General features: G+C 59.6%; 10 protein-coding genes and 2 tRNA genes. 4 read left to right on the plus strand and 8 right to left on the minus strand.

The annotated features are described in order from the left end of the window. From rplF to rnr, 5 genes are all read right to left on the minus strand, one after another. Positions 1-201 (minus strand): 50S ribosomal protein L6 (gene rplF, locus ACQKP2_RS19845; RefSeq protein ID WP_427578813.1); only part of this gene is annotated, 201 nt, incomplete at its 3' end. Positions 202-213: 12 nt separating this feature from the next. After that, the gene (gene rpsH, locus ACQKP2_RS19850) at positions 214-606 is read right to left on the minus strand and encodes a 30S ribosomal protein S8 (RefSeq protein WP_003228724.1); all 393 of its coding nucleotides are present in this window, start codon (positions 604-606) and stop codon (positions 214-216) included. A gap of 208 nt (positions 607-814) precedes the next feature. Continuing rightward, positions 815-1,120 (minus strand): 30S ribosomal protein S14, encoded by a 306-nt coding sequence (gene rpsN, locus ACQKP2_RS19855; RefSeq protein ID WP_022641375.1) that lies wholly within the window; start codon positions 1,118-1,120, stop codon positions 815-817. A 399-nt stretch (positions 1,121-1,519) separates the two neighbouring features. After that, positions 1,520-2,281 (minus strand): 23S rRNA (guanosine(2251)-2'-O)-methyltransferase RlmB, encoded by a 762-nt coding sequence (gene rlmB, locus ACQKP2_RS19860; protein WP_427578815.1) that lies wholly within the window; start codon positions 2,279-2,281, stop codon positions 1,520-1,522. Continuing rightward, a complete protein-coding gene (rnr, locus tag ACQKP2_RS19865; RefSeq protein ID WP_427578816.1) occupies positions 2,278-4,902 on the minus strand; it encodes a ribonuclease R in 2,625 nt (874 codons plus the stop codon). Before rnr ends, rlmB begins: the two co-directional genes overlap by 4 nt. Before the next feature lie 226 nt (positions 4,903-5,128). Between rnr and ACQKP2_RS19870 the strand changes: the two genes are divergently transcribed. The 4 genes from ACQKP2_RS19870 (at position 5,129) to ACQKP2_RS19885 (ending at position 8,344) form a co-directional block, all read left to right on the plus strand. Continuing rightward, a tRNA-Leu gene (locus tag ACQKP2_RS19870) sits at positions 5,129-5,215 on the plus strand. Positions 5,216-5,396: 181 nt separating this feature from the next. Then, positions 5,397-5,483, plus strand: a tRNA-Leu gene (locus ACQKP2_RS19875). Positions 5,484-5,765: 282 nt separating this feature from the next. After that, complete coding sequence (locus ACQKP2_RS19880; protein ID WP_427578817.1) at positions 5,766-6,776, plus strand: extracellular solute-binding protein; 1,011 nt, start codon at positions 5,766-5,768, stop codon at positions 6,774-6,776. After that, complete coding sequence (locus tag ACQKP2_RS19885) at positions 6,776-8,344, plus strand: ABC transporter permease (RefSeq protein WP_427578819.1); 1,569 nt, start codon at positions 6,776-6,778, stop codon at positions 8,342-8,344. The genes ACQKP2_RS19880 and ACQKP2_RS19885 overlap by 1 nt, the downstream gene beginning before the upstream one ends. 96 nt (positions 8,345-8,440) lie before the next feature. Here ACQKP2_RS19885 and ACQKP2_RS19890 read toward each other — a convergent pair whose 3' ends face one another. The 3 genes from ACQKP2_RS19890 to ACQKP2_RS19900 all read right to left on the minus strand — a co-directional run bounded on the left by ACQKP2_RS19890 (position 8,441) and on the right by ACQKP2_RS19900 (position 13,060). Beyond that, positions 8,441-10,375: a methyl-accepting chemotaxis protein gene (locus tag ACQKP2_RS19890; RefSeq protein WP_427578820.1), complete on the minus strand. Its 1,935-nt coding sequence runs from the start codon at positions 10,373-10,375 to the stop codon at positions 8,441-8,443. Between the two features lie 150 nt (positions 10,376-10,525). After that, on the minus strand, positions 10,526-11,818 hold the full coding sequence (locus ACQKP2_RS19895) for an adenylosuccinate synthase (protein WP_427578822.1): 1,293 nt from the start codon (positions 11,816-11,818) through the stop codon (positions 10,526-10,528). A gap of 54 nt (positions 11,819-11,872) precedes the next feature. Then, a complete protein-coding gene (locus tag ACQKP2_RS19900; RefSeq protein ID WP_427578823.1) occupies positions 11,873-13,060 on the minus strand; it encodes an ATP phosphoribosyltransferase regulatory subunit in 1,188 nt (395 codons plus the stop codon). Positions 13,061-13,359: the final 299 nt, after the last annotated feature.

Genomic DNA, 13,359 nt, shown 5'->3' on the forward strand with positions numbered 1-13,359 from the left:
GGTACCGGCCATTGCGCGAGTCTGTTGATCGCCATTGCGGGCAGCAAAACGCAGCTCACCGGCTTCTTCAACGATTTCAACGGACGAATGGACGTTCAGTTCGAGAGTACCCTTGGCACCCTTCACCGAAAGCTGTTGGCCTGCGAATTTTACTTCGACACCGGCTGGCAGCTTAACGGGGTTCTTAGCGACGCGAGACATGCTTATCCCCCCTTAGAACACAGTGCAAAGAACTTCGCCGCCGACACCAGCAGCACGCGCAGCACGATCAGTCATCACACCCTTGTTGGTGGAGACGATAGACACACCGAGACCGCCGCGAACTTTCGGCAGATCTTCGACGGACTTGTACTGGCGCAGGCCTGGACGGCTAACGCGCTTGACTTCTTCGATAACCGGACGGCCTTCGAAGTATTTCAGCTCGATAGACAGCAGTGGCTTGGTTTCGCTGCTGATCTGATAACCCGCGATGTAACCTTCGTCCTTCAGGACTTTGGCTACAGCCACCTTCAGCGTGGAAGAAGGCATGCTTACGACGGACTTTTCAGCCATCTGGGCATTACGGATTCGAGTTAGCATGTCCGCTAACGGGTCCTGCATACTCATGGGCTAGACGCTCCTAAAACAGAAAAATTAGCCTTGCGGCTACTACTTTCGCCGAGAAATTCCGGGCACGAAAAACACGGGCTCAGGCGAGCCGGGTATTCTAGACACACTCCGGAAATGAAACAAGCCCCAAAAGGGGCTTGTTCCAGATTCAAGGCCACCGGCGGTCAGTATCTTGCGATCCCGACCGTCGAGACTTTGACAGTAATTACCAGCTGGCCTTGACCAGACCTGGTACGTCACCACGCATTGCAGCTTCACGCAGCTTGTTACGGCCCAGGCCGAACTTGCGGTAAACGCCGTGCGGACGACCGGTCAAGCGGCAACGGTTACGCATGCGCGAAGCGCTGGCGTCACGTGGTTGCTTTTGCAGGGCAACGGTAGCTTCCCAACGAGCTTCTGGACTTGCGTTCAGATCCACGATGATAGCTTTCAGCGCTGCACGCTTGGCGGCGTACTTGGCAACGGTGAGCTGACGCTTCAGCTCACGGTTTTTCATGCTCTTCTTGGCCATTTTCCTACTCCAATCAGTTGCGGAACGGGAATTTGAAAGCACGTCTCGCTTTGATCCGGGTGGACCAAAAAGATGATTTCGTAATGACGCATGAATGCTCCTTACGGGTTGTAGCCTGCCGCTCAGAAGCGGTCAGACAAGGAGTGAATGACACTTATGGACTTGCGTGGGCGAGGCACATGTATACCGGCCGGCACAGCAAGGGGCGCAATTGTAGAGAAGGGACGTGTGAGGCGCAAGGTAATTGGTGATTATTTGAACAGCCAGCCATTCATGCCGCGCCACAAAACACTGTGGGAGCGAGCCTGCTCGCGATTGGCGTCGAACATCCAACTTTATTGCTGAATGTGACACCGCTATCGCGAGCAGGCTCGCTCCCACGCTTGTACTGCGTAAAGCTTAAGGCTTCTTGCCTGCCGCCTTGGCCCGGCGCTGGCGCTGCGCCTCGAACAGGCACACCCCGGTCGCCACGGACACGTTCAGACTGCTGACACTACCGGCCATCGGCAGGTTCACCAGGTAATCGCAATGCTCGCGGGTCAGGCGGCGCATGCCTTTGCCCTCGGCGCCCATGATCAGGATGGTCGGGCCGGTGAGATCCTGCTCATAAAGGCTGACCTCTGCCTCCCCCGCCGTACCGACGATCCACAAGCCGCGCTGCTGGAGCTTTTCCAGGGTGCGCGCAAGATTGGTGACAGCGACCAACGGAATGACTTCAGCGGCACCACAGGCAACTTTTCGCACCGTCGGAGTCAGTGTGGCCGACTTGTCCTTCGGCACGATCACGGCCAGCGCACCCGCCGCATCGGCAGATCGCAGGCAGGCGCCGAGGTTGTGCGGATCAGTCACGCCATCGAGCACCAAAAGCAATGGCGCACCTTCGGTACGATCCAGGAGTTCGTCGAGCATCGCTTCGCCCCAGACCTGGCTCGGACTCACTTCCGCAACCACGCCCTGGTGCACGCCTTCGACCCAGGCATCCATCTCACGGCGCTCGGCCTGACCGACCTGGACACGGTTTTCGTTGGCCAGCTCGATCAGTGTTTGAACGCGCGGATCACTGCGGCCTTCGGCCAGCCAGATCTGCTTGACGCGTTTGGGGTGGTGACGCAACAACGCTTCCACGGCATGCACACCGTAGATTTTTTCCAACTGACTCATGACTTGGCCTTAGGTTTACGCGCCCCGCCACTCTTGGCTGGAGCCGAGCCCGATTTTGGCGGACCTTTACGATGTTTGCTCGGTTTGGCTGGTTTGCTGCCGAGAACCTTGTCAGACGCTGAGCGCCCGCCCTTTCCCGCAGGTGCCTTGCCGGCGCTTTTCGCATCGGCCAGCAACGCCTTTTTCATTTCACGACTTTTACGCACTTCGGCATTTTTCGCCGCGGCATCGCTTGGACGGTAGGCCTCGACGGTTTTTTCCTTCGCCGTACGACGACCGGTTTTCGCCGGTGCCGGCTCTTCGACGGCTTTCGATGTCGCAGCAGGGGTTTCAGCACCACGCTTCTTGCGACCGATCGGTGCGCTGATGGTCTTCTCGGCCATCTCGAAGTCGATCTTGCGCTCGTCGAGATCGACACGCATGACTCGCACTTCAACGGTGTCACCAAGACGGAAGCTGCGCCCGGTGCGCTCACCCGCCAGACGGTGATGCACGGGATCGAAGTGGTAGTAGTCGCCTGGCAGCGCAGTCACGTGCACCAAGCCCTCGACATAGATATCGGTAAGCTCGACGAACAGACCGAAACCGGTCACCGCCGTGATAACGCCCGGGAACGACTCGCCCACGCGATCCTTCATGAACTCGCACTTGAGCCAGTTAACGACATCACGGGTCGCCTCGTCGGCTCGGCGCTCGCTCATCGAGCACTGCTCGCCGAGCTGCTCCAGAGCAGCCTCGTCGTAAGGGTAGATACGCGCCTTCGGAATGCTCATAGCACCGGCACGGCGGACGTGCGGCGTTTCCCTTTTCGAATGGATGACACTGCGAATTGCCCGGTGCGTAAGCAGGTCCGGGTAGCGGCGGATCGGCGAGGTGAAGTGGGTATATGCCTCGTAATTCAGGCCGAAGTGACCATCGTTTTCCGCGCTGTAAACCGCCTGGCTCAAGGAGCGCAGCATTACGGTCTGGATCAGATGGAAATCCGGGCGATCCTTGATGCCGGCCAGCAATGCCTGGTAATCCTTTGGCGTCGGACCTTCCTTGCCCTTGTGCAAGGAAAGACCGAGCTCGCCAAGGAAGGCGCGCAGCTTTTCCAGACGCTCCGGCGGCGGACCATCGTGAACGCGATACAACGCAGGAATTTCGTGCTTTTGCAGAAACTCGGCGGTGGCCACGTTGGCCGCCAGCATGCACTCCTCGATCAGCTTGTGCGCATCGTTGCGCACGGTCGGCCGGATTTCGGCGATCTTGCGCTCGGAGCCGAAGATGATCCGGGTTTCCTGGGTTTCAAAATCGATCGCGCCGCGTACATGACGGGCGGCCAGCAGTACCTTGTACAGCGAGTACAGCTGTTTGAGATGCGGCACGAGGTCGGTGTATTCGCCTCGCAGCTTGCGCGCCTCGGTAGCCTTCGGCGTTTCGAGCATGGCGCTGACCTTGTTGTAGGTCAGGCGCGCATGGGAGTGGATCACTGCTTCGTAGAAGCAGTAGTCGGTCATTTCACCGGATTTGGAGATGGTCATCTCGCAAACCATGGCCAGGCGATCGACGTGCGGGTTCAGCGAGCACAGACCGTTGGACAGCTGCTCCGGCAGCATCGGAACCACGCGCTCGGGGAAGTACACCGAGTTGCCGCGAACCTGCGCCTCGGCATCCAGCGCCGAACCGAGCTTCACATAGCTGGAGACGTCGGCAATCGCCACATAGAGCTTCCAGCCACCGGAAAACAGACGCAGCTTGCCCGGACGAGCCTCGCAATAGACCGCGTCGTCGAAGTCGCGGGCATCTTCGCCGTCGATCGTCACGAAGGGCAGATGACGCAGGTCGATGCGCTTTTCCTTGTCCTTCTCTTCGACTTCCGGCTTGAGCTTGCCGGCTTCCTTGAGCACGGCAGCCGGCCAGACATGGGGGATGTCATAGGTACGCAGGGCGACATCGATTTCCATGCCCGGCGCCATGTAGTTACCCACGACTTCGACCACGTCGCCTTGCGGCTGGAAGCGCGGTGTCGGCCAGTGGGTGATCTTCACTTCGACAAACTGACCGATCTCGGCGTTGGCATTGCGGCCCGGCGTGACCAGCACTTCCTGCTGGATCTTCGGATTGTCGGCAACGACGAAACCGATTCCGCCCTCTTCGAAGTAGCGACCGACGATGCTTTCGTGAGCGCGGGACACCACTTCGACAATCATGCCTTCACGGCGACCGCGACGATCAACACCGGAAACACGGGCCAGGGCACGGTCACCGTCAAACACCAGGCGCATTTGCGCCGGGCTCATGAACAGGTCTTCAGTGCCGTCATCCGGAACCAGGAAGCCGAAACCGTCGCGATGGCCACTGATGCGCCCCAGGATAAGGTCGAGCTTGTCCACCGGTGCATAGGTACCGCGACGGGTATAGATCAGTTGTGCATCGCGCTCCATGGCGCGCAGTCGACGGCGCAGGGCCTCGATCTGGTCTTCCGTGGTCAGGCCGAACTCTTCGACCAGTTCTTCACGGGCGGCAGGCGAACCCCGATCAGCAAGGTGCTGAAGGATCAGTTCGCGGCTGGGGATAGGGTTTTCATATTTTTCCGCTTCACGAGCGGCCTCGGGATCGAGGGACTGCCAATCGGCCATTAGAGAGTTTTCACCTTGTCTATATGCGGGTTAGTTTGGCATAGGCGTAATGAAACGGGAAATTTCAGGCTTTCAAGGCCTTTGCGATACCCCTGTATCGACGCAAAAGATGTCAATTGGATGCCGCTGGTAAAAAAATTCATTTTTTTTGAGGACAGGGGTTTACAGTTAAAAAGACGCTCCGTATAGTGCGCGCCATCGACAACGCAGACATGCAGTTGAAGATGCCCAGGTGGTGAAATTGGTAGACACGCCAGCTTCAGGTGCTGGTGACCTTACGGTCGTGGAAGTTCGAGTCTTCTCCTGGGCACCAATTTCGAGTTTGAGACTAGATCAGTTTCAAGACTCACACAAAAACCCGCGAAAGCGGGTTTTTTGCATTCTAAACGGACGATTTGTTAAAACCGATTTATTAAAATTAAATCAGGGGTTTACAGATCAAAATGCTGTCCGTATAGTGCGCCACATCAACAGCGGCAACGCTGAAGATGAATGCCCAGATGGTGAAATTGGTAGACACGCCAGCTTCAGGTGCTGGTGACCTTACGGTCGTGGAAGTTCGAGTCTTCTTCTGGGCACCAATTCAAATTCAAGGTTACGACCTTGAGTTTCACAAAAACCCGCGAAAGCGGGTTTTTGCGTTTCTGCCTCCTGAAAAATCCCCTCCCCCTGTAGGAGCGAGCAAGCTCGCGATGGTCGTCAACGATAACGCTGGGTGCCTGATGCCCCGCGGCACTCCTGCCTCCATCGCGAGCATGCTCGCTCCTACAGGGAAGTGCGCATCCACACAAGGCGCATTTGAGAAACAATATCGTTTATCATTGTTGCAAGTTTTTGCAATGCGACAGTGAGGAACCCTGCGAATGATGTTTCGAAATACCCTGCGCCGTGGCTTGACCTTCACCCTGCTCGGCCTGGCACTCGCCACTCCCCTCACCCAAGCCGACGCCCCGGCATCCCTGACGCTTTACAACGGACAACACAAGGAAGTCGGAGAGGCTGTGGCCAAAGCCTTCGAAGCCAAGACCGGCATTCACGTCAATGTCCGCAAAGGCAGCAGTAATCAGCTTGCCAGTCAAATTGTCGAAGAAGGCGATCGCTCTCCCGCCGATGTGATCTACACCGAAGAGTCGCCACCCTTGAACAAACTCGGCGAGCAAGGCTTTCTGGCCAAGGCCGACGACGCAACCCTGGCCGTTTTGCCCAAGGAATACGTCGCGGGTAATGGCACCTGGATTGGCGTGACCGCCCGGGTGCGGGTCGTCGCCTTCAACCCGAAGCTCGTCGATGAAAAAGACCTGCCAAAATCCGTCATGGAATTCTCCGATCCGCAATGGCAAGGCAAGGTCGGATTCGTACCCACCAGTGGTGCATTCCAGGAACAGGCCGTAGCGATTATCAAGATACACGGCATGGCCGCCGCCGAAGAATGGCTGACCGGCCTGCGTGCATTCGGCAAGACCTACAGCAATAACATGGTCGCGCTCAAGGCCGTGGAAAACGGGGAAGTGGCCACCGTTCTGGTCAACAATTACTACTGGTTCGCCCTGCAGCGGGAAAAAGGCCAGCTCGACTCGAAACTGCATTACTTCACCGGTGGCGACGTCGGCGGGCTGATCACGGTTTCCAGTGCCGCCGTGCTGAAATCCAGTAAACATCCAAAGGAAGCCCAACAATTGCTTGCCTACATGGCCAGCGAAGAAGGCCAGCGCGTGATCACCCAGACCACCGCCGAGTATCCGCTGCACAAAGGCATGGAATCTGACCGCGGCCTCAAGCCGTTCAGCGAGCTGCAGGCACCGAAAGTCACGCCGGCCGATCTCGGTAACGCCGAAGAAGCCCTGGACCTTGAGCGTGATGTTGGCCTGAACTGATGAGCGCATCGTTATCGCCTTCCGTCACCCAGCGTCGCAACCACATGCCAAGGCCCAAGCGACCCTCAATCTGGTTGTTGTTGCCGGTCTTGCTGCTGGTTGTACTCAGCCTGCTGCCGCTGGCTTATGTCGGGACAAAGGCCTGGCAAGCCGGCTGGGCACAAGCGTTGCACCTGCTGTGGCGCCCCTATGTGTTCGGCCTGCTGCGCAATACCCTGGCGCTGATGATCGGCGTTACGCTGACTTGCGGCTTGATCGGTCTGTCGCTGGCATGGCTGCTGGAACGAAGCAATCTGGCGGGACGGCGACTGTGGGGCGTGATCCTGTGTTTGCCGTTCGCAGTACCTGCATTTGTCAGCAGCTTCACCTGGGTTTCACTCAGCGCACATTTCGAAGGGCTGGGCGGGGCGATCCTGGTCATGAGCCTGTCCAAATACCCGTTGATCTTCCTGCCGGTGGCAGCGACCCTGCGCAACCTCGATCCATCGCTGGAAGAGTCCGCCCGCACGCTGGGACAGAATCGCTGGGGCGTGTTCTTCAAGGTCACCCTGCCCCTGCTCTGGCCATCGCTGCTTGCCGGCTCACTGCTGATTGCATTGCACATGCTGGTTGAGTTCGGCGCGCTGTCGATCATCGGCCTGCAAACCTTTACCACCGCGATCTACCAACAGTTCGAACTGGAGTTCAGTAACGCCAATGCCGCCATGCTTTCAGCCGTGCTGCTGGTGTTGTGCCTGTTGCTCTTGTGGCTGGAGATGCGCGTACGCGGCAAGGCTCGACATGTACGCACCGGCCAGGGCGCAGCGCGACACGCAGAGCCGGTCCGCCTTGGGCCATGGTCAATTGCCGGGCAACTGTACTGCCTGATACTGGCAATTGTCGGCAGCGGCGTTCCACTGGGCATGCTCGCGTACTGGCTGGCCGTAGGCAGCTCTGCTGCCTTTCCAGTGGCCGCCATCAGCGAAGCACTGCTGTCGTCCCTGGCGCTGTCGCTGGGCGGCGCGGCGCTGTGCCTGGTGCTGGCGGTACCGGTGGGGCTGCTGGTGGTTCGCCACAAGGGCCGACTGGCGATATGGGCCGAACGCTTGCCGTACCTGCTGCATGCATTGCCGGGACTGGTGATTGCACTGACCCTGGTGTATTTCGCCCTGCATTACGTGCCAGTGCTGTACCAGACCTCGGCCCTGCTACTGATCGCCTATGCACTGCTGTTCCTGCCGCTTGCCCAGGCACCGGTCCGCACCGCGCTGAACAAAGCGGCACCGCAGCTTGAAGAAGCGGCACGAACCCTGGGCGCATCATCGCTCGGCGCTTTTTGCCGCATAACCCTGCCTATCATCTTCCCGGCGCTGGGTGCGGCGTTTGCACTGGTGTTTCTGGATGCGATGAAGGAGTTGACCGCGACATTGCTTTTAAGCCCGACGGGGCTCAATACCCTGGCAACGGAGGTCTGGGCGCATACCGCGAATGTCGAGTTTGCGGCGGCGGCGCCTTATGCGGCGCTGTTGATTCTGGTGTCGGGGTTGCCCGTCTACCTGCTAACAACCCGGATGTATTTGAGCCGCTGAAAAGCTTCGCGGGCAAGCCTCGCTCCTACGGGCTCGATGTAAACCCTGTAGGAGCGAGGCTTGCCCGCGAAAGCGTCTGTCCATTAAGCGAAAAATTTAAGCCCGGAACTGCCCCAGACTCGCCTTGAGCTGCGCCGCCAGCCCATCCAGCACCTTGCCGCTGGCCGTGGTCTCAAGCACGGCCTGGGCCGCTTTCTCGGCTTGTGCGTGGATGGTCTCGACCCGGCTGCGCACGGCCTGAGCGCCCTGCGCCTGATGTGCGGCGGCCTGGGTCGCCAGACCTATCGCCGAATGCACCTGTTCCACCGAGGTTTGCACGGTTTGCTGCAACCGGGCGCTGTCACGCAACACCAGCAAACCTTCGCTGGCCTGGCGCCCCGCCTGGCCAATCGCTGCCACCGCCTCCCTCGCGCCCTGTTGCAGCGCCACGATGTGCGCCTGAATATCGCCGGTGGAGCTTTGTGTCTTGCTCGCCAGGGCCCGCACCTCATCCGCCACCACGGCGAACCCGCGACCGGTCTCGCCGGCTCGTGCGGCTTCGATGGCCGCGTTCAAGGCCAGCAGGTTGGTTTGCTCGGCAATGCCGTGAATCACCGTCAATACCACTTCGATCTGTTCGCTTTGTTGCGCCAGTCGCTCGATCACTTGCGCACCGGTATCGACCTGACCGGCCAAGGCCTCGATCAGGCTGCCGACTTTCGCCGACGTCCGGGTGTTTTCGTCGGTCGCCTGACGAATGTCCACGACCTGCTTGAGCGCAGCCTGCATCGCCTGACTTTCGGACTGCGCCTCATCGGCCATTTGCGACAACGCACGCAAGCTCTCGGCCACTTCATCTCGCTGCATGCCCGCCGCAGCATCGGCCCCGGCATTGCGCAGCGTCATGGCGCCGATTTCCACGCCGGTGCGCTGGGCCACATCGCCCGCTTCACGCACAATCGGCTGCAACTTATCCACAAAGCGATTGACCGCCGAGGCCATGTCGCCGATTTCATCCTTGCTGCTGATCTGCACACGCTTGGTCAGATCGCCTTCACCGGCCGCCAGATCGTCCATAGCGGTGATCAGCATCTTCAGGCGATTGACCACACGACGCCCAAGCACCAGGGCAATCAACACAAGCACGCCGGCTCCGACCACCGCCAAGCCCATTCCGATACGCCAGCGCAAGGTCGCCGCCGCATCCTGGACCGTGCCGGTGGTGTTGGCTTTCATTTCAGACGCTGTGGATTGCGCCGACTGCAGTCGTGCCCGCATGGCTGCAGCACTGTCGGCAGCCGCGCCCTTGAGGCTGTCACCCACCAGTTGATCGCTGCTGGCAATCAGGGCGGAGAAGCGCTTGTCGAGGGCCGCCAGGTCGGTTTCCACCGAAGCGGTGGAGATCCCCATCAAGACCTTGCCGATCTCCACGCCGTTGGGATTGATCGAAGCCTCGAGGTAGTAGACAGAGGGATCGTTCTTCGCCGCATCCAGCACCTTGTCTAGCGCCCGCTCGCCCTGACCCTTTTCCAGCAGGGCCTTGTTGATCGCATTTTCCCGATTGAGGTAGCGCGTCAGGTGCTGACCCGTTGCATCGTCATAGACCACGAACAGGACATTGGGATTGCGTTGCGCGCGACGGGCGAATTCGGACAAGGTCGGAATATCGTTGTCCCACATGGCCCGAGGTGCGACTGAAGCCAGAAGCTGCGCCATATCATTGGCGGAATCCTTCAGGTCTTTTTCCAGCGTTGTACGCAGCTGTGCCTGTTCCTCTTCCAGTCGCGAGGACAAACCGGCAGTCAGACGCTGGCGCGTGCTCGCGGAGAGACTGTCCAGGCTGGACGTAACTTCGCGCCCTGCCTGCTCAAGCTCGCCGGACAGTTTTTGACTGTCCGCCCCCAGGCGCACACCCAAATCGGCTTCCAGAGCGGTCACCGTGCTCCGTGTCAGAGCGACAGCCACCAGCACCTGCACCAGAAGGGCGATACCCAGAGTAACGAACACTGGCCGCAAGAGACGGCTTTGTAACAGTGAGAGAATGGCCGACACTTGAAATCCCTCTGCAAAAGCGCCATTAAATTGATGGCACGCCGGAAATGACGTTTTAAGCAAAGGTAATAGCAAAGGTCATGCCGTACAGCAGACATAAACGACAAAGGGCCCGATTATGGGCCCTTTGTGTTACACATCAATGACTTATCAAGCGAACGGATGACGCAGAACGATCGTTTCGTTGCGGTCCGGGCCCGTCGAAATAATGTCGATCGGCGCGCCGACCAACTCTTCGATACGTTTGATGTAGTTGCGCGCAGCCTGCGGCAGCTCTTCCAGGGTCTTCGCACCCAGGGTCGACTCGCTCCAGCCTGGCATCTGCTCGTACACCGGCTCCAGGCCGATGTAGCTGTCGGCATCGGTCGGCGCATCGATCACTGCACCTTCCGCATTTTTGTAACCGATGCAGATGTTGATGGTTTCCAGGCCGTCCAGCACGTCCAGCTTGGTCAGGCACAGGCCCGAGATGCTGTTGACGTCGATGGCACGACGCAGGATGACGGCATCGAACCAGCCGCAACGACGGGCACGGCCGGTGGTAGCACCGAATTCGTGACCACGCTTGGCCAGGAACGCGCCGACGTCATCGAACAGTTCAGTCGGGAACGGACCCGAACCGACGCGAGTGGTGTAAGCCTTGGTGATGCCGAGGATGTAGTCCAGGAACATCGGTCCAACACCCGAACCGGTGGCGATGCCGCCGGCGGTGGTGTTGGAGCTGGTCACGTACGGGTAAGTACCGTGGTCGATGTCCAGCAGCGAGCCCTGGGCACCTTCGAACATGATGTCTTTGCCGGCGCGACGCAGTTCGTGCAGTTCGGCAGTGACGTCGAGCATCATCGGCTTGAGCAGCTCGGCGTATTCCATGCACTCGTCCAGTGTCTTCTGGAAGTCGATGGCCGGCTCTTTGTAGTAATTGACCAGTACGAAGTTGTGATAGTCCAGCAACTCGCCCAGCTTGGCGGCGAAACGCTCGCGGTGGAACAGGTCGCCGATACGCAGACCGCGACGGGCCACCTTGTCTTCGTAAGCCGGGCCGATGCCGCGACCGGTGGTGCCGATCTTCAGCTCGCCACGAGCCTTTTCACGGGCCTGATCCAGCGCAACGTGGTAGGACAGGATCAGCGGGCAGGAAGGGCTGATGCGCAGGCGCTCGCGCACCGGTACGCCTTTCTCTTCCAGCTTGTTGATTTCCCGCAGCAGGGCGTCGGGTGCAACCACCACGCCGTTGCCGATCAGGCACTGCACGCCTTCGCGCAGCACGCCAGACGGGATCAGGTGCAAGACGGTTTTTTCGCCGTCGATCACCAGGGTGTGTCCAGCGTTGTGGCCACCCTGGTAGCGCACTACGGCGGCAGCATGTTCGGTCAGCAGATCAACGATCTTGCCTTTGCCCTCATCACCCCATTGGGTGCCCAGGACTACGACATTCTTACCCATAACACTTGTCCTCATTCGCGCAAACTTGGTGCCGGCGGTGGCCGGCGGGAAAACTCAAGAAGCCAGTGGCGATACTTGCCAAAGCCCGTTCTGCAGAATCAATTGCCGGTCGCAGTCCGCTTCACGGGCGGCGGCCAAAGGTTGCCCAGGCAGAGCCTGAACGACACGCTGACCCTCACTGCGCAACTGGCAAACCTGCTGCCAGAGTGCCGCATCCGTACTGTCAGGCATCCAGATACCGCCGGACGGTAGCTCGATCTCAGCACGCCCCAGGGTCACCAGGGTTTTCAAATCGGTAGAGAAACCGGTTGCCGGGCGGGCACGACCGAAGTCGGCACCGATATCGTCGTAACGACCGCCCTGGGCGATAGACTGGCCCACGCCCGGTACGAACACCGCGAACACCACGCCGGTGTGGTAGTGGTAACCACGCAACTCGCCCAGATCGAAATACAGGGGCAGCTCGGGGAAACGCACGGACAGACGTTCGGCAATTGCCAGCAGGTCGTCCAACGCCGCCGTCACCTGCGCCGGAGCCCCGGCGAGACGCTCGCGGGCAGCCACCAGCACCTCACGACCGCCACACAGGTCAACCAACGCTCGCAGCATGCCCGACAGATCGGCCGGCAGGCCTTCGGTCAAGGTAATGACCTCGTCGATGGCCTTGCGCTGCAACGCGTCGAACAACTGTTGCTCGACCTCTCCGGACAACCCGGCGGCACGGGCCAGACCGCGATAGATACCCACATGCCCCAGGTCCATGTGCACGTCCGGCACATCGGCCAGTTGCAACATGGCCAGCATCAGGCTGATGACCTCGACATCACTGCTCGGGCTGGCATCGCCGTACAGCTCGGCGCCCAGCTGGATCGGACTGCGCGAGGTCGACAAGGCTCGTGGCTGGGCATGCAGCACGCTGCCGGCATAGCACAGACGGTTGGGGCCCTCGCGACGCAGGGTATGCGCATCGATGCGCGCTACCTGCGGGGTGATGTCAGCCCTGAAACCCATCTGCCGGCCCGACTGCGGGTCGATGACCTTGAAGGTACGCAGGTCCAGGTCCTGGCCTGCACCGGTCAGCAGGGATTCCAGGTACTCGATATGGGGAGTCACGACAAACTCGTAACCCCAGCTCTGGAACAGATCCAACACCTGACGACGCGCTACTTCAATACGCGCAGCTTCCGGTGGCAGTACTTCTTCGATGCCATCTGGCAGAAGCCAGCGGTCTACCGTTGCCATTACGCCATTCCCCCATGATCCGGGCGGCAAGCCGTTGGGCGAGCCTTGAGTGAAGCAGAAAATGATCGGCCCAGCGCAAACCACGCGCATGAGCGACGAAGCGAAAAGCCTGTAATGGGCTTCGCCAAGCACTTTCCTCGTAAAACCTGTCGAGCCAATCGGCTCGGGAATCTGCACAAAAACAGCAATCAAACGTGCAGACGCAAAAAAGCCGGGAATTTCCCGGCTGCCGCATCATACACACGTTTTCCCAAAGGATCACCCCGCCAAAGGTTTTAGCCGCCCGACGGGGTGATGGG

It is taken from the genome of Pseudomonas sp. NPDC089569, assembly GCF_050280625.1.
In the GTDB taxonomy this organism is placed as follows: domain Bacteria; phylum Pseudomonadota; class Gammaproteobacteria; order Pseudomonadales; family Pseudomonadaceae; genus Aquipseudomonas.